Origin of the sequence: Caballeronia sp. J97 (assembly GCF_905220305.1) — a bacterium.
Lineage (GTDB): Bacteria > Pseudomonadota > Gammaproteobacteria > Burkholderiales > Burkholderiaceae > Caballeronia.
Map to the genome: position 1 here is coordinate 49,926 of NZ_CAJMZL010000024.1, position 20,665 is coordinate 70,590.

The following is a 20,665-nucleotide window of genomic DNA, read 5'->3' on the forward strand; positions in this document are numbered from 1 at the left end:
ATGCGCTGGCGCGGCACCGCGATGCGGAGCGACGACTAATGGGATTTCGGAACAATGGCGTGATGGGGCGTGGCATGCTCGTGCTAACGATGCTGCTCGCGCCATTTCAGATCTATACCTTTCCGGTTGGCGAAATCTATCCGTCGCTGGTGTTGCTGCTCAGCTTCAGCCTCGTGATCTTCTATGACGTGTGGACTCCGCTCAGGACATCCACCGCCCTGAAGTGTCTGGCGGCGCTGATCCTGGTGCAGGCTATCAGCCTGCTTTGGGCCGTCAGCGTGCGTGACGGCGTCCGCGAGATCATCTATACGCTGCCATTTTTTTTCATCTTTGCAGCGTGCATGCACGAAGCGAAGCGCGATCCTCGCTTCGTCATGAGCCTGATCATGGCCTACTCGGTTTGCGCGCTGGCTCAATCGGGCCTTGTCATTGGTTTCCGGCTCGAACCGGGCATCAAGCTGAGCTACCTCCAAAGTCGGTTAGCGGAAATATTCGCCAATCCGAGCACGTTGAGCGGCCTGTTTGACGTTGCCAGAAACAATGCCCTCGATCCCGAGAAATCGGGAGGCTTCGAAGTCAACGCGAATTTCGGCGGCGTCTGGATCGGCATGGTCGGGACTTTGACGGCCGGAATTGCCATCGGCCTGCGCAAGCCTCTTCTGGTCTGTGTCGGCGCGGTTCACCTGTGTGCAGTGGCGTTCACGGGATCCAAGGCGTCACTGATGCTCGCGGTGCTCCTGTTGTTCGCCATGACCATGCTGGCGTACACGTCCCGGAAGATGTCGGCTTCGCGTCTTGCGGTGGTCTTTTTCATGCTGGCTGCTGTGGCCATCGTCGGCGTGGCCGGGTTGGCATTTCTGTCATCGACACGATTCGGACAGGATTCCTCGGACACGCTCGGATCACGTCAGCTCATCTGGGTACATGCAGCATCGGAGTTCATCAGAAGTCCTCTCCTGGGACAGGGGTTCGGTGGCTGGGCAGAATCGTTCAGATCGTACGCGTGGCAAAACAAGATCCTCGAGCTTCCGCCGCATGACACCTTCATTCAACTCTGGTCACAGAGCGGCATTCCTGCTGTCGTATGCGGCGCCGCCTTCTCGATCGCGTTCGTGGCGGAGATCGTCGCGTTCATGCGCTGCGGACCGAAAAGCGCCGCATGGATCGGAGCCGGGATGCTTTGCGGGTTTCTCTTCATCTTCATTCAAGGATTGGGCGAGAACTGGGGACTGCTCGGTACATTGCGTGTAAGTCCGTTGCTCGCCGCATGTCTCGGCGTGGCGCGCGTGATTGCTTTCCGGGTTCGCCACGCAGATGAAAACGACCGGGTACGTTCCCGCATGGGAAGGTTGGAAAATGCATAAGCCGAGTGTTCTGGTCTATCGACATCAACTGTTCAAGGCGTCAGAGCCGTTCATTCACGCGCAGGCAAGCTGGTTGCGGCACTATCGCCCGCTGTATGTGGGGCGAAAGACCCTGGGACCTGCTCCGGAAGGTAGCGAGGTCCGGACGATTGAGCGCGCATCGAACTGGAGCCGGTTCGCAAACCGCTTGTGGTGCGAGCCGCGCCCGTTTCTCGACATTTTGCGCGACGATCGGCCTGCCCTCATGCATGCCCACTTCGGGCTCGATGCGGTGTACGGCATTCGTGTCGCCCAAAAGCTCGATATTCCGCTAGCCGTCACCCTTCATGGCTTCGACGTGACCGTCCGGCCGTCAGCCTTCGCGTTGTCGGGCAAGCCCACGGAAATGCGCTACGCGTTTTCGCGCAACGCGGTTGCGAAAGGCGCCAGCCGGCTCATTTGCGTGTCCGATTTCATCAGGGGCCGAGCCATCGACTATGGCTATCCCGAACATCTGCTCGAGACACACTACATGGGCATCGACGCGCGTTCGTTCGAACCCGCGGTCTGGGATGCTCAACCGGGGCGGCGAATCCTGCATGTCGCGCGTCTGGTCGAAAAGAAAGGCACACGCTATCTCATCGAAGCCTTTGCAAGGCTGCGCAGGCGAGGCATTACCGACATCGAACTGCATATCGTGGGAGATGGGCCGCTGCGCGAGGAACTGATGGCTCTCGCCAGCTCCCTGCAGCTTGGCGACGCTATCCGGTTTCACGGCGCGTTGTCGTGGGCTGACGTCATGAAGCTCATGTCGACCACCTATCTGTTTTGCCTCCCGAGCGTGACCGCGAAATCGGGCGATTCCGAGGGATTGGGCATGGTTTTGCTGGAAGCGGCGGCCCACCATGTCCCGTGCGTGGCCACGCGTCATGGCGGAATTCCCGAAGCGATCCAGGACGGCGTAAACGGATTGCTGGTAGCGGAACGCGACGCCAATGGTCTCTCGGACCGCATGGCGGCGGTGCTGACGGACACGCGACTTCACGCGCGCCTTGCGGCGAACGCCCGCCGAGTCGTCGAGGAGAATTTCGACATCGCGCGGCAAACGCAGAAGCTGGAATCGATCTACTCCGCCATTCGTGGGAGTCGTCCGTGATACGCCATATCAGCCTGTTTTCCCGTTCCATTCCGATGCACCGGATCGGAGGAATGGAGCGTGTCGTCTGGGATCTGGCTCAGGCATTCCATGCGCGCGGCATCAGGACGACCGTCGTGACATCGGCCGTCGCGGGCTGTCCGGGCCGGTTCGAGATCGATGGCATCGACGTCATTGCGATCGAGGGCGCGCGCGGCGGCCGGTATTCGACGGCCTTCTGGAACGGTACGCTGGCCGCTTTCGATGTCCTGTGCGCCGAGGGACTCGACGCGGCGATCGGCGTGAGCGCGGGCGCGCGCGCGATCGCGCTGCATCGGACGAACCGCACGGTCCCGGTGATGATGCAGGCCCACGGGTCGAGCATCGGCGAGTTCATATCGAAATGGCGCCGACCGACCTTGCGCTCGGTGCTGGGCTCATCGAAAAATCTTCTCTGGATCTTCAAGGACCGCCACGCGCTTTCGCGCTATGACGCGATCGTTGCGATCTCCGACGCCGTCAAACGGCAGATTCAATGGACGTCCGTCCTATCCAGGTCGCATGCGCCGATCGAGGTGATCGCCAACGGTATCGACGAGCGCGTGTTCGCACTCGAGCCTTCGGTTCGTCGCGCGGCAAGACAGGCGTATGGATTCGACGACGCTCATCAGGTGATCGTATCGGTCAGTCGCTTGCATCCTCAGAAGGGTGTCCGGGAACTCCTGTCGGCGTTCGATTCATTCGCGCGCCCGAATACGCGCGCGCGTCTGCTGATCGTCGGCGACGGACCGGATCAGGAAGCGCTTGAGGCATTGGCGCAAGAGAAAGGCATTGCCTCGCGCGTCGTGTTCACGGGCGCGCAGGCACGGAGCGAAGTTGCGCGCAGTCTCGCCGCAGCCGACGTGTTCGGCTTTCTCACGCTTCGCGTGGAGGGTTTGCCGCTCAACATGCTTGAAGCGCTGGCGGCCGGACTGCCATCGGTCCTCGCGAAGAGCGTGGCTGCCTCGATACCTTCGCAAGCAGGTATTTTCGCGGTCGATTCAAAAAATACGGACGCTGTCGTCGAAGCCCTTGGGCGCGCTTGCGACCTTGCCGCGCGAGGCGGCCGCACGCAGCTCCCGGAAACCTATCGGCTGGAGCCCTGCGCATCGGCTTATCTGAAGTTGATTCGGCGGATGGCAGGCCGATGAAGCGAAAGATACTTGCGCTCATGAGCGGCGGGCTCGTCGGCAAGATTGTCGGCGTGGGCCGCGAACTGCTCGTCGCGTCGCTATACGGAACGGGCTCGGTCGCTTCCGCTTACCGGCTGGCTCAGGCCGCGCTCTTCATTCCGATCAACTTCTTCACGGCCGATGTCCTGAACGCGGCGGTGATCCCGCTGCAACGGCAATATCAGGGCGCGGAAGACAAAGACGCGGAGGTGCGCTTCGCGACGATCGTCCTCGTGGGATTCGGGCTGTTCGGGCTGCTTCTTGGCCTGCTCATGGTCTGCTTCTCGTCGGAGATCGTTCATGTCCTCGCGCCCACCTTCAATGCGCCGACACATGCCTGCGCGACCATGTTCCTGCAGATTCTCTCTCTGGCGGCGCCTCTCTACATTCTCGCGGGGCTGATGTCGTACCTGGAGATGGGGGCGGGCGGGCATACCTTGACGAGCGCGCGCGCGACCGTCCAGAGCATTGGGTTGATTGCATCGACCTGCGCCGCCTATTTCCTCGAACAGACCGCATTGCTCGCGACCGGCTTCGTGCTGGCCCAGATCGTCTGCTGCGTATGGGGATGGAGAAGACTGACCGCGCTCGGCCTGATCCGGCGCACCAGCATGAGCCTGGATCAGGTCAAGGAAGTCGTGCGGCGCGTTCTGCGCCTGATGCGTCCGCTGATTCTTTTGCCGATATTGATGCAGGGCAATTTCGCCGTGGAGCGAATCGTCGCCACTCGACTGGCGGATGGCGCCGTGGCGGCGATCGACTACGCGCGGCTGGTCTCCGAGACCGTCAATGTCCTGATCACGGTTCCGTTCGCGCTCGCGGTCCTGAGCGAGCTTGCGGGAAAGTCGGCCGATGAGATTCGCGAAGCCCTGCTTGGAATCGCGATCCCGTTGACCTTGCTGACCGTGCCCGCCTCGGGATTCCTCTACGTGCACGCCCACGATGTCGTGGCGCTGATGTATGGCCGGGGCGCTTTCGACGAGCGTTCGATTCTTTTGACGAGCGCCATTCTTGCCACCATGTCGATCGGACTCTGGGCTCAGGCGCTTGGCTATATCGCGCAGAAAGCGCTTTCAGCCCAATTGAGAAACAGGACGGCGGTCACTTTCATGATGATCAGCCTGGCAGTGTCCGTCGCCATCAATCTCGTCGCATCACGCTGGATCGGCGTCGCGGCGATTGGACTCGCCGTGACGGGCTACGGCGTCGTCAATAGCGTCATGGCTGCGCGTGCGTTTGGCTACAGCGCAAAGGAACTGGGCCCGATCGGCTGGATGATCGCGGGCGAGATCGCCTACATCGCACTCTCCGTGATGATCGACTGGCCATCTGGCCCGCGCGGGCTGGTGATCGCCGCCGTCGCTTCGGGCATCTTCTGGGTCGTCTGGACAGGCGCGAACCGCCGCCTCCGTCAAACGTTGCTCGGATACATGAAAACACGCGTTCAAGGTAAGACGTTATGAGTAAAGACGATATCGTGTTGATATCGACGGCCGACTGGGACAACCCGTTCTGGACGAACAAGCAGCACGTCGCGGTCGAACTGGCCCGCCGGGGACATAAGGTTCTCTATGTGGACTCGCTGGCCATCCGCCAGCCCTCCGCTTCAGGCGCGGATCTGAAGCGCATAGTGCGGCGCGTGCGGCGCGGGCTTGCCGGTCCGAGGAAGGTCCGGGAAAACTTGTGGGTGTGGTCCCCGCTGATATTGCCGCTGCATCGCTATCCCTGGGTCGTGCGCCTGAACCGGCTCCTGCTGCGCATGGGTCTCGCCCGATGCCTCGCGAGCACGGGCATGAAACCCGGGCTGTGCTGGACCTATAACCCCAAGACGCACCAGTTGATCAAGCTCGACAGGTTCGCGCGCGTGGTGTTCCATTGCGTCGACGAAATCAAGGCTCAACCCGATATGCCGGTTGCCGAGCTCGAGTGCGCGGAGCGAGAGCTGGTGAGCCGGTCGGACATATGCTTCGTCACCTCGCAGCATCTTCTGGACACGCGCCAGGCCTGGAACGACAACACGCATTACTTCCCGAACGTCGCCGATTTCTCGCATTTCCAATCGGCGATGGGAGACGGCGTCTCGATTCACGACGACCTTGCCCGGATTCCTGGGCCTCGCATCGGCTTCATCGGCGCGCTGAGCGCCTATAAGGTGGACTTCGAGCTCATTTCGGAGATGGCGCGGCGGCATCCGGAATGGTCGATCGTGCTGATCGGAAAAGTGGGCGAGGGCGAGCGGAATACGGACGTATCGCGACTGAAGCAGCACGCCAATATTCATCTGCTGGGTCCGCGCCCGTATGGCGACCTGCCTGGCTATCTGAAAGGACTCGACGTGGCGATATTGCCATGTCGAATCAACGATTACACCCGTGCGATGTTCCCAATGAAGTTCTTCGAATATCTGGCGGCGGGCAAACCCGTCGTGTCCACCCAACTCCATGCGCTTCGGGATTATGGCCATGTTGCCCGGCTCGCCGGCACACACGACGAATTCATCGAAGCCGTGGCCGCGGCGCTGCGCGGCGAAGGCGCCACGCTGGATGCACGTCTGGAGGCGGCGCGTGAACAGACCTATGAAGTCCGAACGCAAAAGATGCTGGACTTGATCTACGGGCGGAGCCGGCAACATGCGTGAATTCAGTCAACTGCGCGTCGCGATCGTCCATGAGTGGCTCGTCACCCGAGGTGGGTCCGAGAAAGTCCTCGAGCAGATGCTCGAGATCTGGCCGCATGCCGACCTGTTTTCGGTCATCGACTGCTATAGCGATGCGGACCGGAAGCACATCGGCGGGCGGCGGGCCAAGACCACTTTCATCCAGCAATTGCCGCGCGTATCGCGTCTCTATCAGAAGTATCTTCCGCTGATGCCGTTCGCTGTGGAGCAACTGGACCTCTCCTCGTACGATCTCGTCATCTCGAGTTCGCACGCGGTCTCGAAAGGCGTGATCACCGGACCCAATCAGCTTCACATTTGCTACATCCATTCGCCGATCCGCTATGCCTGGGATATGCAGCATCAATATCTCAGCGAAGCAGGTCTCGACAAAGGTCTGAGCGGATGGGCCGCGCGACTGATTCTGCACAGGATTCGCCAATGGGATGCACGCTCGTCTCTTGGCGTGGACTGCTTCGTCGCCAACTCGCATTACATTGCCCGCCGGGTGAACAAGGTCTATCGCCGGGAAGCGAGCGTGATCTATCCGCCTGTCAGCATCGACGCTTTCGAGTGCAGCGATACGAAAGAAGACTTCTATCTGACGGCATCACGACTCGTTCCGTACAAGAAGATTCCGGCGATCGTCGAGGCATTCGCGAAGATGCCTTCCCGACGGCTCGTGGTGATCGGCGACGGTCCCGAATTCGCAAAAGCAAAAGCTCACGCGACATCGAACGTCACGCTGATGGGCTATCAGCCCTTCAGCGTCCTGCAAGACCATATGCGCCGGGCCAAGGCTTTCGTCTTCAACGCGGAAGAGGACTTCGGGATCGTTCCGGTGGAGGCGCAGGCATGCGGCACACCCGTGATCGCATTCGGCAGCGGCGGCGCCAAAGAGACGGTAATCGGCGACGCGTCGCGCCGGTCGACCGGGCTGTTCTATGCGGCCCAGTCTCCAGATGCGATCGTGGATGCCGTCGCGCGCTTCGAATCCCTGGCGGAGCCGATCGACCCGCGAGCATGCAGGATGAACGCGGAACGATTCTCGGCGGAACGGTTTCGGCAGTCGTTTCACTCGTACTGCGAGAAACGGTACGCTGAATTCGTGGAAAGCTGCAGCAGTATTGCCCAAGCGGATCACATGGACATTTGACCGGAAAGCGACGCGATGACATCCCGGATCTTTACGTTTCTCTGCATCGGCCTGTTCCTGACGTTCAGTTTGCCGGCATACCCGGCGCAAGACATGATCGTCGGCGTCGGCATCCACCGGGCGGCCGATCCCGGCTTCCAGGGCCGCACGCTGCCGATGGCGAGCAACGCGGGCATGCGGTCGATTCGCATGGAGGTCCACTGGTCCGATGTCGAAAAATCGAAGGGCGCTTACACGTTTCCCGCAAGCATCGATCAGACCGTCCGCCTGGCCCGTGAACTGGGCCTTGAGCCGCTGATGATCCTCGACTACGGCAATCCCTCGTATGACGATGGCCGAAAGCCGGTGTCGCCGGAAGCCGTGCAGGGCTACGCACGCTACGCGGAGGCGCTCGTTCGTCACTTCGGCGACAAGATTCGCTACTACGAAATCTGGAACGAATGGGACAACGGGCTGGGCGGCACCGAGCCGGGCCGCGTGGACGATTACGCGGCGCTGGTCAAAGCGGCCTATCCCGCCATCAAGAAAATCAGGCCCGACTCGATCGTACTGGTCGGCGGGGTCACCGAAAAAGGCCTGAACAATGGCTGGTACGAACGATTGGCGCAACTCGGCGCGCTCCGGTACGCCGATGGCCTGTCGGTGCATCCGTACGGCTACCATGAATCGCCGGTCTGCGCTCCGGAACACGCGATAGGCTGGCTCGACTCATTGGAGTCGGTCCTGAGCGCCCGGTTCGACATCCGGCTGCCCGTGTACGTCACGGAAGTGGGATGGCCCACCAACCAGGGCAAATTCGGCGTGACCGAATCGATGCAGGCCGAGATGTTGAGACGCTTCTTCGCGCTCGCCGCCGATCGACCTTACATCAAGGGCATCTGGTGGTACGACCTCGTCGATGACGCGAACAATCCGGCGGACAAGGAGGCCAACTTCGGCTTGCTCCATTTTTCCGACCTCAGCGCCAAGCCCGCCTGGCAGGAAATCGCGAACCTTCAATCGCTTCGGGCGCGCGCTCACGGCAATGCCTCGATACAGCCGGATCGAGGCACGCCCGATCCGGCCGCGACCGATCGCGGATGCGCCTTCTGAGCACGCCGCAGCGCATCGATCGGGACTGGCGGAATCAGATGAACATCAGCCAGTTCAACAGAAAAATATTGACTACCAACAACGTCACCGCCGTCGGCACCTGAACTTTGATAACCGCATTCTTGTCTGGCAGCTCCAGCAGCGCCGCCGGCACGATGTTGAAGTTCGCGGCCATCGGCGTCATCAGCGTGCCGCAGTAGCCGGAGAACATGCCGATCGCGGCCATCGTCGCGGGATTGCCGTGGAACACGCCGACCAGAATCGGCACGCCGACGCCGCCCGTCATCACTGGGAACGCGGCGAAACCGTTGCCCATGACCATCGTGAAGAGCGCCATGCCGACGACATACACCGCCACCGCGACCAGCCGGTAGTCCATGTTGACGTAGGCCGTCGTCACGTGCGCGACCGCCTTGCCCACACCCGCATCCGAGAACACGAGCCCGAGCATGCCGAGCATCTGCGGCAGCACGGCCGCCCACGAGAGCGCATCGATGAGACGCCGCGTTTCGCGCATCGACTGGCCGACGGTGTCGCGCGTCATCACGCACGCAATGGCGAGCGCGATCACGCAACCGATGCCGAAGCCGATCAGCGTCACGTTCTTCAACTCGATCAGCGGCACGCCGCCGAACACGAGATACTTCGCGCCGAGCGTGAGAATCACGGTGACGACGGGAATCGTCAGCGCGGGCACGAAGAGCTTGTTGCCGAGCCGCACCGCGCTCTGGCGGCGCGTCTCTTCCGAGAGCATTTTCGGCTTCGCGCCCGTGACGCCGCCGAAGCCCGCGATCAACGCCATCGCCACGACGAGCACGCCGACCACCGTCACCGGAATCCAGTCGCCGACGAGAAAGATCAGCGCGTAGATCAGCCAGAAACCGCCGGCAGTCAGACGCCGCGGATGCGACTTGTCCGTGAGGATCATGCCGCCGACCACCAGCAGGATGATGCCGACGAGATAGAACAGGTAGTTGATCGTGAGCGTCATGCTTTTTCTCCCGCGACGTTGCGCGTGAGCGCGTCGAGTTCCCGTGCGAGCCTGCGATCGAGCAGCCACAGCCGGAAGCCGTGGATCAGGAATGCGCAGATCGCGGTGGGAATGCCCCACACGGCGACGTGCATCGGCTCCACGACGATGCCCGCTTCCTTCAGGAACGTGACCATCAGCACGATCGCGCCGAATGCGACGAAAATGTCCTCGCCGAAGAACAGGCCCACGTTGTCGGTCGCCGCCGAGTACGCGCGCAGCTTTTGGCGCGTCGCGTCGGAGAGCTTGCCGTAGCGCGCTTCGGTGGCACCTTCGGCCATCGGCGCGAGCAGCGGGCGCACCATCTGCGGATGGCCGCCGAGACCCGTCAGGCCGACCGCCGCCGTGATCTCGCGCACGAACAGATAGACGATCAGCAAGCGCCCGGCCGTCGCGGCCTTGATGCTCGAAATCCACATCTGCGCCCGCTCGCGCAGGCCGTGCCGTTCGAGCAGGCCGATCACCGCGAGCGGCAACAGGATGATGAGCGGAATGTTGCGTGTCTTGAGAAAGCCGGTGCCGATCGCGGTCAGGATTTTCTCGATGGGAAAGTGCGCCGCGAAGCCGGTGATGATCGCGGCGGCCGCGACGATCAACATCGGATTGAAGCGCAGCACGAAGCCCGCGATGATGACGGCCACGCCGATGAGCGGCCACAGGTTGACAGGGGTTGCCATGTGTTCTCCAAACGATATGAACATCACGCCTCGTACCGGGCGTGTGGTTTCACCACTTGCGGCTCTTCGACCTGCCTGGCCGCTTGCTAAAACGCCCCGGTTTTCGACGGGGCGTTCAATCTGCTGTTGAAAACGTGCTATGCGGCGGCGTGCGCGGCGCGTACTTCGATGCCCGCGTCCGCCAGCGCGTCACGAATGCGCCGCGCGAATTCGAGCGCGTGCGCGCCGTCGCCGTGCAGGCAGATCGTCTGTGCGTTGAGCGGCACCCATTCGCCCGAAACGGCCCGCACGCGCTGCTCGCGCACCATCGCGAGGGTGCGGTCGAGCACGAGATTTTCGTCGTCGAGCAGGGCGCCCGGCTCCTTGCGCGGCACGAGCGAGCCGTCCGCGCGATAGCCGCGATCCGCGAATACTTCTTCGATCGCGATCAGCCCCGCGCGCCGCGCCGCTTCGACGAGCCCGCTGTTGGCGAGCCCGAACACGAGCAGAGACGGATCGAAGTCGTGCACGGCGGAGACGATGGCATCGGCGATGGCCGTGCTTCTCGCCGCCTGGTTATACAGCGCGCCGTGCGGCTTCACATGCGCGATGCGGCCGCCTTCCGCCTGCGCGATCGCCGACAGCGCGCCGAGTTGATACAGCACGCCGGCGTAGATTTCCCCAGGCGGCAGATCCATCTCCTTGCGACCGAAGTTCTCGGGATCGTTGAAGCTCGGATGCGCGCCGATGGCGACGCCCTTCTCGACGGCCCAGCGCACGCAGTCGCGCATCGCGGTGGCGCCGCCCGCGTGCCAGCCACACGCGATGTTCGCGGAACTCACGAGATCGAGCAGCGCTTCGTCGGAGCCGCAGCCTTCGCCGAGATCGGCATTGAGATCGATTTCCATGATGTTTTCGCAGTCGTTACGTTGGATGTTGAGTGTGATGCGCCGCGTCTTCCGCGCAGCTTGCGATTCAAGAGCCGGCGCGCGCGACGCGTTCCTCGTGCATCGCGATGGCCGTTTCCACCTGGCTCACGTATTGCCGTTCGTCGGCGAGCGCGTGACGCGCTTCTTCCACCGACGTTTCGACGAAACGCACGCCGCCGTTCAGCTTCACTTGCGCGAGCTTCCACAAATCCGCCTTGATCACCGCGCCGATCTTCGGATAGCCGCCGGTGGTCTGCGCGTCGCCCATCAGGATGATCGGCTGGCCGTTCGGCGGCACCTGGATCGTGCCGGGCAACACCGCATGCGACAGCAACTCGATCTTCTCGCGCCGCTCGAGCGCCGTGCCCGCGAGACGAAAGCCCATGCGGTTGCTGTTCGGCGTGATCGTCCATTCGTCGCTCCAGAAACTTTGCTGCGCAGCATCGCTGAAACTCGCGTATTCCGGGCCGCGCAGCACGCGAATCGGCACCGCCCACGCGAGGCTCGGCGAATGGCGTCCGCGCCGCACGGGTTCGTCGACGAGCACGAACTTGCACCACGCGGGCGCTTTCACGCCGAACGCGGGTTCTTCCGGCGAAAACGCGATGCCTTTATGCGGCTGCGGAACGCCGACCGGCAAGCGGTCGCCGTCGCGCAGCGCGCGCCCGCCGAGGCCGCCGAAGCACGCGGCGAGATCGGTCGAGCGCGAGCCGAGCATCGGCAGGACATCGATGCCGCCCGCAATCGCCACGTAGCAGCGCATGCCGCGCTTCGCCGCGCGCAGCGTCAGCTCCTGACCGGGACGCACGGGCAGGCTCCACCACGAGTAGACGGGCTTGTCGTCGAGCGTCGCGCCGAAATCGGTTCCGGTGATGGCGATGCGCGTCGCGTGCTTGAAGCGCAGCACCGTCGGCCCGAACGTGACCTCGATGCCCGCCGCGTCCGGCCTGTTCCCTACGATGCGATTGCCGATTTCCAGCGACAGCGCATCCAGCGCGCCACCAGAACTGACGCCGAGATGCCGGTAGCCGCGCCGGCCGAGATCCTGGACGGAAGTGAGCACGCCCGCGCGAATCACGTCGATCATGCGCGCACCTCCAGCGCCGTGAAGCGCACGCGGTCGCCGGGCTGCATGAGCGTCGGCGGCTGTCGGGCCGGGTCGAATAGCTTCAGCTCGGTGCGCCCGAGCAACTGCCAGCCGCCCGGCGACGCCGCCGGATAGATGCCCGTCTGCGCCCCGCCGATCCCGACCGATCCCGCCGGCACTTCCAGACGCGGCTCGGCGCGGCGCGGCATCGCGAGCGCGGGATCGAGCCCGCCGAGATAGGCGAAGCCCGGCTGGAAGCCGAGAAAGAACACGACGTATTCGGCCTGCGTATGACGCTTCACCACTTCGTCGACGGAAAGGCCTGTGTGCTTCGCCAGCGCGGCGAGATCCGGGCCGTCGGCGCCGCCGTAGCGCACCGGAATCTCGATTTCCGTGCTGTCCATGTCGCTCGGCCCGGCGGCGTCCCAGCCGCCCTCCAGTTGAGCGGCGAGCGATTCGTAATCCGCTTCCAGCGGATCGAACACAATGGTCAGATTGTTCATGCCCGGCACCACCTCGACGACGTGCGGCATGAGGCGCGCATGCTCCGCCAGCGCCCAGATGCGGCGCTGGCAGTCGAGCGTGGCGGGCGGCGCGGCTTCGCACACGAGCGCTGTGTCGCCGAGCGAATGAATACGTGGTCTTGTCATGCCTCGAATTTGCCTTTGCGAAACGCGAAATTCGTCCGATCCGATGAACTTCGCGTCGTCGCAGAATGTTACATTGTCAATAAATTATCAAGAAATTATCAATTCGCGTTTTCGCCGAGATGCATCGTCGTTCGCAGAAATGGCGTTGCGTTACACTCCAACGCACTTCAAAACGGTCACCGCCATGCCGCGTCATCCCACCAAGATCGTCTCTTCCGAGCATCTCGTCTCCGAAGCCAGCGCGGAACTGTCGGAGTTCGAGTACGGCCTCATCATGGCGGGCAACGCGTTCAATCGCTGGATGGTGCGCTGCATGTCCGCGGCGGGCGCGAAAGACATGACGGCGGTGGAAGTGTCGCTGCTGCACCATGTGAGTCATCGCGACCGCAAGAAGAAGCTCGCCGACATCTGCTTCGTGCTGAACATCGAGGACACGCACGTTGCCACGTATGCACTGAAAAAACTCGTCGCTCGCGGCTATGTGCAGAGCGAGAAAACCGGCAAGGAAGTGTTCTTCTCCGCGACCCCGGCGGGGCGCGAACTGTGCGGCAAGTATCGCGAAGTGCGCGAGGCGTGCCTTATCGAGACGCTGCGCGAAAGCGGCCTCACCAACGAACAGATCGGCGAGGCCGCGCAACTGATGCGCAATGCATCCGGCCTCTACGATACCGCCGCGCGCGCGGCGGCATCGCTCTAGCCGCCGCGCCTAGTAAATCGCGGCTTCGGTGACGATCGCGTCGAGCGGCATGTCGTGCGTCTCGTGTGGCAACGCGCGGCATTTGCCCGATTCGTACGCGATGCCGATCCTCACTGGCCGCACGCCTTCGGGCCACGCGGCGAGCGTGCGGTCGTAATAGCCGCCGCCGTAGCCCAGCCGATAACGATCCATATCGAAACCGACGCACGGAATCAGCAACAGTTCCGGCACCGCGATTTTTTCCTCGGCGGGCACCGGAATACGGTAGCGGCCTTCCTTCATCGGCGAGTCGGCGCGCCAGGCGTGGAATACCATCGGTGCGTGCGGCCTGACGACGACCGGCAGCGCCGCGCCGCGCGTCTCGTCGGCGGCGAGCCAGCGCGCGACCACGGCGCGCGCGTCGAACTCGCCCGCGACCGGCCAGTAGAACCCGACGCTTTGCGCATCGTGGCGCGCGAGCACTTCCTGGATGCGCCGTGCGAGCGCCTCGTTTCTCGCGGGCTGGCCGGCTTGCTCGCTTTGCGCCTCGCGCGTCGCGAGAAGCGTTGCGCGCAAGGCGCTTTTAGGCTCGCTCTTGGGCTGATCGCAAACGTTGCGTGCTATGCTTTCCTCCGATCTCAGGACCTGGTTCAAGACCATTCGCGCTCCAGAAATAAAGATGTCAAAACGCTTCAACCGAGTATATCTTGCGGTCGGCGCGGCCCTTGCCGCCGCGACGCTCGTCGCCTGCGGCACGGCTTCCGCCGTTCGTCCCGACGCCGACTTCTCGCCCACCTCCGACGACCGCATCTTCATGCAGTTGCGCGATGCCGCGCGCGCGAACGATGCGGGCAAGGCGGCGCTGCTCGCCGCGCAGATTCCGGATTATCCGGCGCCGGGCTATGTCGAATACTTCACGATCAAGCCGCAGCTCTTCGATTCGCAAGGCCACGCGCGCATCGACGCGCCCGACGCGCCGGTGCAGTCGTTCCTGCAGCGCTACGACGGCCAGGCGATCGCCGATCGCATGCGCAACGACTATCTCGTCGTGCTCGGCAGCCGGCACGACTGGAAGAACTTCGAGCAGCAATATCCCCGTTTCGTTCTCAACGACGACACGCAGGTCAAGTGCTACGCGCTCGAAGCGCGCCTGTCGCGCGGCGAGAACGTCGCGGAAGCCGCGCGCGCGCTGCTCGTCGAGCCGAAATGGTACGGCGACGGCTGCGTCGACCTGATCGGCGCGCTCGCGCAGTCGGGCCAGTTCACGAGCGACGACGTCTGGCAGCAGATCCGTCTCGCCTACGAGCAGAACTACACGTCGACCGGCTCGAACATCGTCGAGGCGCTCGGCCAGGAAAAGCCGAAGGACTCGCTGCTCGACGACGCCGTCAACAAGCCGCCGCTCTATCTCGCGCGCGGCGTGATGCCCAACACGCCGGCGCATCAGCTCACGCTGCTCGCGATCACACGCATGGCCCGCAACGATCCGGCGATGGCGGCCGCCACGTTCAGCTCGGTGGCGCCGAGCCTGACGCCGGCGGAGCGCGCGACCGGCTGGGGCACGATCGGCTATCAGGCGGCGATCAAGCGCATGCCGTCGGCGGCGGACTGGTACCGGCTGTCGGCGAACGCGCAATTGTCGAACCCGGCGTACGAGTGGCGCACGCGCAGCGCGCTGCTCGCCGGCGACTGGAACATGGTGCGCTGGTCCATCGAGCAGATGCCGCCTGCGTTGCGCGCCCAGCCGTCGTGGGTGTATTGGCACGCACGCGCCGTGAAGCAGGCCGGAGACACGGCCACGGCGAGCCAGGAATTCCAGTCCATCGCGGATCAATACAACTTCTACGGCCAGCTCGCGCTCGAGGAGCTCGGTCAGAAGATCACGGTGCCGCCGCGTACCACGGTCTCGGATGCCGAGATCGCGCAGATGCAATCGGTGCCGGGATTCGCGCTGTCGCAGCGTTTCTACGCGCTGAACATGCGGCTCGAAGGCAACCGTGAATGGAACTGGCCGCTGCGCACGATGACGGACCGCCAGTTGCTCGCCGCCGCGCAGTACGCGAAGCGCATCGAGATGTTCGACCGCACCGTGAACACGGCGGACAAGACCAAGGCCGAGCACGATTTCACACTGCGCTATCTGTCGCCGTTCCGCGAGATCGTCGAGCGCGATGCGCAGAACACCGGTCTCGACATCGAATGGGCGTACGGCCTGATTCGCCAGGAGTCGCGCTTCATCATCAACGCGCGTTCGGAAGTCGGCGCGGGCGGCCTGATGCAGCTGATGCCCGGCACCGCGCAACTCGTCGCGAAGAAGATCGGTCTCGGTCCGGTATCGCGCGCGCAGATGAACGACATCAACACCAACATCCTGCTCGGCACGAATTACCTGTCGATGATCTACAATCAATTCGACAACTCGCCCGTGCTCGCCACCGCCGGCTACAACGCAGGGCCGGGCCGGCCGAAACAGTGGCGTCAGGATTTGCGCGCACCCGTGGAGGGCGCGGTTTTTGCTGAAACGATCCCTTTCACCGAGACTCGCGATTACGTGAAGAACGTGCTGTCGAACACCGTGTACTACGCGGCGCTGTTCGAAGGCCGTCCGCAGTCGTTGAAGGCGCGTCTGGGGTATATCGCTCCCTGACCGACCCGAAGCGAAACCTCACGCCCGCGCGTCGAACGACAGGACGCGCGGGCGTTTTCGTTTTCGGCGCACCGTTCCGAGCGAAGCTGCATTCGTCAGGCCGCGACTCAAGAGGCGAACTATGCGACACCAACATGTAGCGCTGATCGGCGGTTCGGGTTTCATCGGCAGCCATCTCGTCAATGCGCTCGTCGATCTCGGCAAGACCGTGCGCATCGCGACGCGGCGGCGCGCGCACGCCGCGCATCTCACGCTGTTGCCCGTCGATGTCATCGAAACCGATGTGCACGATCCCGTGAAGCTCGCGGCCTTCATCGATCAGACCGATGCGGTGATCAATCTCGTCGGCGTGCTTCAAGGGCGGCGCGACGACCCGTATGGGCCGGAGTTCGCGAAGGCGCATGTCGAGCTGCCGCACAAGATCGCCGCCGCGTGCGAGGCGAAGGGCGTGCGCAGGCTGCTGCATATGAGCGCGATCGGTGCTGATCCGGCGGGCCCGAGCATGTATCTGCGCTCGAAGGGCGACGGCGAGAAGATCGTCCGTGAATCGGGACTGGACTGGACCATCTTTCGCAGTTCCGTCGTGTTCGGCCCCGAGGACAATCTGCTCAACCAGTTTGCATTTCTGGAGCGCGTGTTCCCGGTGATTCCGCTCGCCTGCGCGGACGCGCAGTTCCAGCCGGTGTTCGTCGGCGACGTGGCGAAGGCTATCGTCAACGTGCTCGATCTCGACGCCGCCAACGGCCACGTCTACGAGCTCGCGGGCCCGGGCGTCTATACGCTCGCCGAACTCGTGCGTTTCGCGGGCGCGACCATCGGCAAGCATTCGCGCATCATCAAGCTGCCGGAGGGCCTCGGCCGTCTTCAGGCGATGACGATGGAAATGGCCCCCGGCCAGCCCGTCATCTCGCGCGACAATCTCGATTCGATGAAGACGCCGAGCATCGCGAGCGGGCCGCTCGCGCCGGAACTGGGCATCGACGAGCCCGCGAGCATCGAGACCATCGCGCCGCTGTATCTCACGGGCAATTCGTCGCGCTCGCGCTTCAACGCTTTTCGCGCGACCGCGCATCGTTAATCTTATTTTTCTGATCGCATGAAACTCGTTATCGGTGACAAGTTCAATTCTTCCTGGTCGATGCGTCCGTGGGTGCTGCTCGAACATTTCGGCATCCCGTTCGAAGAGACGCTGATTCGCCTCGGCCAGCCCGACACGAAAGCGAAAATTCTCGAAGTCTCGCCGTCCGGCAAGGTGCCGTGCCTCATCACCGATGCGGGCGATTCAGTATGGGAATCGCTCGCGATCGTCGAAACGATCGCCGAGATGCATCCCGAACACGCAATGTGGCCGCGCGACGCAGCCCTGCGCGCCCGCGCCCGCAGCGTCAGCGCGGAGATGCACGCGGGCTTCGCGGACTTGCGCGAGAACATGCCGATGGAAATCACCGCGCGCGCGCCGGGCACGGGCGCGACGCCGGGCGCGCTGGCGAACATCGCGCGCATCGAGGCGATCTGGGCGGAGAGTCTGGCTAGGTCGGGCGGTCCGTTCCTGTTCGGCGATTTCGGCATCGCGGACGCGATGTTCGCGCCGGTCGTCATGCGCTTCAACACTTACGCGCCTGAACTGAGCGCGACGTCGCTCGACTATGCGAAGCGCATTACCGCGCTGCCGGCGGTCGCGGCGTGGATCGAGGGTGCGCGCGAGGAAGCGCGATGAACATCTACGCAGTCGGCGGCGCGATTCGCGACGCGTTGCTCGGCGTGCCGGTGGTGGACCGCGATTATGTCGTCGTGGGCGCGACGCCCGAACAGATGGTGGCGCAGGGTTATCGGCCGGTAGGCAAGGATTTTCCGGTATTCCTGCATCCCGAAACCCACGAGGAATACGCGCTCGCGCGCACCGAGCGCAAGACGGCGGCCGGCTATCACGGCTTCCAGTTTTACTATTCGCCTGATGTGACGCTCGAGGAGGATCTCGCGCGGCGCGATCTCACGATCAACGCGATGGCCCGCGAAGTGACGCCGGCGGGCGACCTCACCGGCCCGGTCATCGATCCGTTCGGCGGGCAGAGCGACCTGAAGCACAAGTTGTTTCGGCATGTCGGCGATGCCTTCATCGAAGATCCGGTGCGCATTCTGCGGCTTGCGCGATTCGCGGCGCGTTTCGCGGATTTCGATGTCGCGCCCGAGACTGCCGAGTTGATGAGGAAGATGGTTGCGGCCGGCGAAGTCGATGCGCTCGTTCCCGAGCGCGTGTGGCAGGAAGTGTCGCGTGGATTGATGGAAAAGAAGCCGTCGCGCATGTTCGAGGCGTTGCGCGGATGCGGCGCGCTCGCGCGGATTCTTCCCGAAGTCGATGCGCTATGGGGCGTGCCGCAGCGCGCCGACTATCACCCGGAAGTGGATACCGGCGTGCATGTGATGATGGTGCTCGACTATGCGGCGTCGCAGGGATTCGCGCTGCCGGTGCGCTTCGCGGCGCTCACGCACGATCTCGGCAAGGCGACGACGCCCGAGGACATCCTGCCGCGTCACATCGGTCATGAGGGGCGCAGTGTGGATCTGCTGCGACCGTTGTGCGAGCGCTTGCGCGTGCCGAACGAGTGCCGCGATCTGGCGATGCTCGTCGCGCGTGAGCACGGCAATATTCATCGCGTGATGGAGATGGGCGCGGCGGCGCTCGTCAGGTTGTTCGAACGCTCGGATGCGTTGCGCAAGCCGGCGCGGTTTGCCGAGGCGCTACAGGCTTGTCTCGCCGATGCGCGCGGCAGGCTGGGGTTGGAGCAGCAGGCTTATCCGCAGGCAGAGCGGTTGCGGGAGGCGCTGGTCGCGGCGCGGGCGGTGGATGCGGGCGCGGTGGCGCAGGCGATGGCTTCGCAGCCTTCCAGGATCAAGGATGCCGTGCATGATGCCAGGGTTGCGGCGGTGAAGGGGGCGTTGGGGGGGTGATGCTTTTGGTTTTCACCGGGATCGGGCGAAAAAAACCTCAAAGCGCCCGCGCAACAAACGACAACAACAACGACAACAAAAGCGTCGACATGAACGGAAACGAGTATTCCCGCCCGAATATCCGTAGCGTGAAATCCCCCGGCAACCGCCCGATGCCGATCTTCTTCAGCCACGGCAGCGACCCCGAAAGAATCGCGAGCGCGATGAAAGTCGTGAGAAGCCAGCGAATCATGATCGCGCACTCATAGCGTATGAGAACGATCGCCCGTCGCGAATGCGTCGAGCGTGCCGGGAATGCCGCGCGAAAACGCGATCACCTTGAAAAGCTCGCCCATCTCCGCTTCCGAAAGCAGCTTTTGCACCGCGTTCGCCGCGGGCAGGAAGCGCTTCACATCCGCCGGATCGAGATCGCTGAGCACATCGGTGATGCCGGCATTCATCAGAAACCGCGCCTGCGACGTGAAGCCGAGCAGATCGGCGCCCGTTTCCACGCCCGCTTCCGCGATGCCCGTGAATTCCACGTGCGCGGTGATGTCCTGCAATCCCGGATACAGAAGCGGGTCCGGATGCGCCCGATGCCGGTAGTGACACATCAGCGTGCCGGTAGCGCGCTGCGCGTGATAGAACTCGCGCCGCGGAAAGCCATAGTCGATGAAAAACGCCGCGCCGCGCGTGAGCATCGTGCAGACGGTCTTCGTGAACGCGAGCGCGGCTTCGTGCGTCTCCGTCACGTACTCGGCGAAAGGCTCGTCGTTGGCTTCGTCGATGGCGGAATCGATCAGTTTGACTTGCGCATCCGGCGTGATCGGCCGGTCGTCGAAGGCCAGGCGGTCGTTCAGCACCGCGACGCCGCGCTCGTGCCACGCACCGAGCTTGCGCACGACGAGGCGCACGGGCATTGCGTCGAGCACTTCATTACCGATCACGACGCCTTCGAAGCGCTCCGGCAGCGCGTCGAGCCACTTCACTTTCGCGGCGAACGCGCCCGCCTGCTTCTCGATGGTCTCGCGCTGGCGCGCGCGCAACTCGCCCGACAGATCGACGATCGCGTAGCTGTCGAACGTCACATCGAGATCGGCGAGCGCGGTCAGCAGGCCCGCCGCGAGCTTGCCGGTGCCAGCGCCGAATTCCATCAACTGCCGAGTGTCGCTTTGATGCAACGCCCGTGCGACCGGCCGCGCGAGCGTCGTCGCGAAAAGCGGGGACAGTTCGGGTGCGGTGACGAAATCGCTGCCATCGTCCGCGCGACGCCCGAATTTCATCGCTCCGCCGCCGTAGTAGCCGAGGCCAGGCGCGTATAGCGCGAGGTCCATATAGCGGTCGAACGGCAGCCAGCCGCCCGCCGCGGCGACGCGTCCGCGGATCAGATCGGTCAGCGCTTCGGACTGCGCGAGCGCGTCGGGGCCCGGAGCAGGTAAACTGTCGGTTTGTCTGGCATTTGGGTTCAT

General features: G+C 63.5%; 20 protein-coding genes. 12 read left to right on the plus strand and 8 right to left on the minus strand.

Annotated features, from left to right (window positions below; translation table 11 throughout):
• The first annotated feature begins 38 nt into the window (after nucleotides 1-38).
• From U4Y90_RS25670 to U4Y90_RS25700, 7 genes are all read left to right on the plus strand, one after another.
• Nucleotides 39-1,364 (plus strand): O-antigen ligase family protein, encoded by a 1,326-nt coding sequence (locus U4Y90_RS25670; RefSeq protein WP_321798790.1) that lies wholly within the window; start codon nucleotides 39-41, stop codon nucleotides 1,362-1,364.
• The gene (locus U4Y90_RS25675) at nucleotides 1,357-2,499 is read left to right on the plus strand and encodes a glycosyltransferase (RefSeq protein ID WP_321798792.1); all 1,143 of its coding nucleotides are present in this window, start codon (nucleotides 1,357-1,359) and stop codon (nucleotides 2,497-2,499) included. The genes U4Y90_RS25670 and U4Y90_RS25675 overlap by 8 nt, the downstream gene beginning before the upstream one ends.
• Before the next feature lie 53 nt (nucleotides 2,500-2,552).
• Nucleotides 2,553-3,668, plus strand: coding sequence for a glycosyltransferase (locus U4Y90_RS25680; protein ID WP_321798794.1), 1,116 nt, complete (start codon nucleotides 2,553-2,555; stop codon nucleotides 3,666-3,668).
• A gap of 20 nt (nucleotides 3,669-3,688) precedes the next feature.
• A complete protein-coding gene (gene murJ / locus U4Y90_RS25685; RefSeq protein ID WP_321798904.1) occupies nucleotides 3,689-5,152 on the plus strand; it encodes a murein biosynthesis integral membrane protein MurJ in 1,464 nt (487 codons plus the stop codon).
• Nucleotides 5,149-6,327 carry a glycosyltransferase gene (locus U4Y90_RS25690; protein ID WP_321798796.1) on the plus strand — a complete coding sequence of 393 codons (1,179 nt, stop codon included), beginning with the start codon at nucleotides 5,149-5,151 and terminating at the stop codon, nucleotides 6,325-6,327. The genes murJ and U4Y90_RS25690 overlap by 4 nt, the downstream gene beginning before the upstream one ends.
• Nucleotides 6,328-6,337: 10 nt before the next feature.
• Complete coding sequence (locus tag U4Y90_RS25695) at nucleotides 6,338-7,501, plus strand: glycosyltransferase family 4 protein (RefSeq protein ID WP_321798906.1); 1,164 nt, start codon at nucleotides 6,338-6,340, stop codon at nucleotides 7,499-7,501.
• Nucleotides 7,502-7,594: 93 nt separating this feature from the next.
• On the plus strand, nucleotides 7,595-8,593 hold the full coding sequence (locus tag U4Y90_RS25700; RefSeq protein ID WP_321798798.1) for a cellulase family glycosylhydrolase: 999 nt from the start codon (nucleotides 7,595-7,597) through the stop codon (nucleotides 8,591-8,593).
• 34 nt (nucleotides 8,594-8,627) lie between these two features.
• On the opposite strand, the gene U4Y90_RS25705 is transcribed toward U4Y90_RS25700, so the two are convergent.
• The 5 genes from U4Y90_RS25705 to pxpB form a co-directional block, all read right to left on the minus strand.
• Nucleotides 8,628-9,584: a DUF979 domain-containing protein gene (locus tag U4Y90_RS25705; RefSeq protein WP_321798800.1), complete on the minus strand. Its 957-nt coding sequence runs from the start codon at nucleotides 9,582-9,584 to the stop codon at nucleotides 8,628-8,630.
• Nucleotides 9,581-10,300 carry a DUF969 domain-containing protein gene (locus tag U4Y90_RS25710; RefSeq protein ID WP_321798802.1) on the minus strand — a complete coding sequence of 240 codons (720 nt, stop codon included), beginning with the start codon at nucleotides 10,298-10,300 and terminating at the stop codon, nucleotides 9,581-9,583. The genes U4Y90_RS25705 and U4Y90_RS25710 overlap by 4 nt, the downstream gene beginning before the upstream one ends.
• 137 nt (nucleotides 10,301-10,437) lie before the next feature.
• Entirely contained in the window at nucleotides 10,438-11,187 is a 750-nt protein-coding gene (gene pxpA, locus U4Y90_RS25715) for a 5-oxoprolinase subunit PxpA (protein ID WP_321798804.1), read from the minus strand.
• A gap of 67 nt (nucleotides 11,188-11,254) precedes the next feature.
• Nucleotides 11,255-12,295: a biotin-dependent carboxyltransferase family protein gene (locus tag U4Y90_RS25720; RefSeq protein WP_321798805.1), complete on the minus strand. Its 1,041-nt coding sequence runs from the start codon at nucleotides 12,293-12,295 to the stop codon at nucleotides 11,255-11,257.
• Nucleotides 12,292-12,945 carry a 5-oxoprolinase subunit PxpB gene (gene pxpB, locus U4Y90_RS25725; protein ID WP_321798807.1) on the minus strand — a complete coding sequence of 218 codons (654 nt, stop codon included), beginning with the start codon at nucleotides 12,943-12,945 and terminating at the stop codon, nucleotides 12,292-12,294. The genes U4Y90_RS25720 and pxpB overlap by 4 nt, the downstream gene beginning before the upstream one ends.
• A gap of 184 nt (nucleotides 12,946-13,129) precedes the next feature.
• Between pxpB and U4Y90_RS25730 the strand changes: the two genes are divergently transcribed.
• Nucleotides 13,130-13,642, plus strand: coding sequence for a winged helix DNA-binding protein (locus U4Y90_RS25730; RefSeq protein ID WP_321798809.1), 513 nt, complete (start codon nucleotides 13,130-13,132; stop codon nucleotides 13,640-13,642).
• Between the two features lie 9 nt (nucleotides 13,643-13,651).
• Here the strand turns inward: U4Y90_RS25730 and U4Y90_RS25735 are convergent, their stop codons facing one another.
• A complete protein-coding gene (locus tag U4Y90_RS25735) occupies nucleotides 13,652-14,281 on the minus strand; it encodes a 5-formyltetrahydrofolate cyclo-ligase (protein WP_415749411.1) in 630 nt (209 codons plus the stop codon).
• Nucleotides 14,282-14,300: 19 nt separating this feature from the next.
• Here U4Y90_RS25735 and U4Y90_RS25740 point away from each other — a divergent pair, with 19 nt between their 5' ends.
• The 4 genes from U4Y90_RS25740 (at nucleotide 14,301) to U4Y90_RS25755 (ending at nucleotide 19,217) form a co-directional block, all read left to right on the plus strand.
• Nucleotides 14,301-16,268, plus strand: a complete 1,968-nt coding sequence (locus U4Y90_RS25740; RefSeq protein WP_321798811.1) for a lytic transglycosylase domain-containing protein — start codon at nucleotides 14,301-14,303, stop codon at nucleotides 16,266-16,268.
• A gap of 121 nt (nucleotides 16,269-16,389) precedes the next feature.
• The gene (locus U4Y90_RS25745; protein ID WP_321798813.1) at nucleotides 16,390-17,346 is read left to right on the plus strand and encodes a complex I NDUFA9 subunit family protein; all 957 of its coding nucleotides are present in this window, start codon (nucleotides 16,390-16,392) and stop codon (nucleotides 17,344-17,346) included.
• An 18-nt stretch (nucleotides 17,347-17,364) separates the two neighbouring features.
• On the plus strand, nucleotides 17,365-17,985 hold the full coding sequence (locus U4Y90_RS25750) for a glutathione S-transferase family protein (RefSeq protein WP_321798815.1): 621 nt from the start codon (nucleotides 17,365-17,367) through the stop codon (nucleotides 17,983-17,985).
• The gene (locus U4Y90_RS25755) at nucleotides 17,982-19,217 is read left to right on the plus strand and encodes a multifunctional CCA addition/repair protein (RefSeq protein WP_321798817.1); all 1,236 of its coding nucleotides are present in this window, start codon (nucleotides 17,982-17,984) and stop codon (nucleotides 19,215-19,217) included. Before U4Y90_RS25750 ends, U4Y90_RS25755 begins: the two co-directional genes overlap by 4 nt.
• Nucleotides 19,218-19,254: 37 nt before the next feature.
• Here the strand turns inward: U4Y90_RS25755 and U4Y90_RS25760 are convergent, their stop codons facing one another.
• Nucleotides 19,255-19,449, minus strand: a complete 195-nt coding sequence (locus U4Y90_RS25760; RefSeq protein WP_321798818.1) for a DUF2905 domain-containing protein — start codon at nucleotides 19,447-19,449, stop codon at nucleotides 19,255-19,257.
• Nucleotides 19,450-19,459: 10 nt separating this feature from the next.
• Nucleotides 19,460-20,665, minus strand: coding sequence for a class I SAM-dependent methyltransferase (locus tag U4Y90_RS25765; RefSeq protein ID WP_321798819.1), 1,206 nt, complete (start codon nucleotides 20,663-20,665; stop codon nucleotides 19,460-19,462).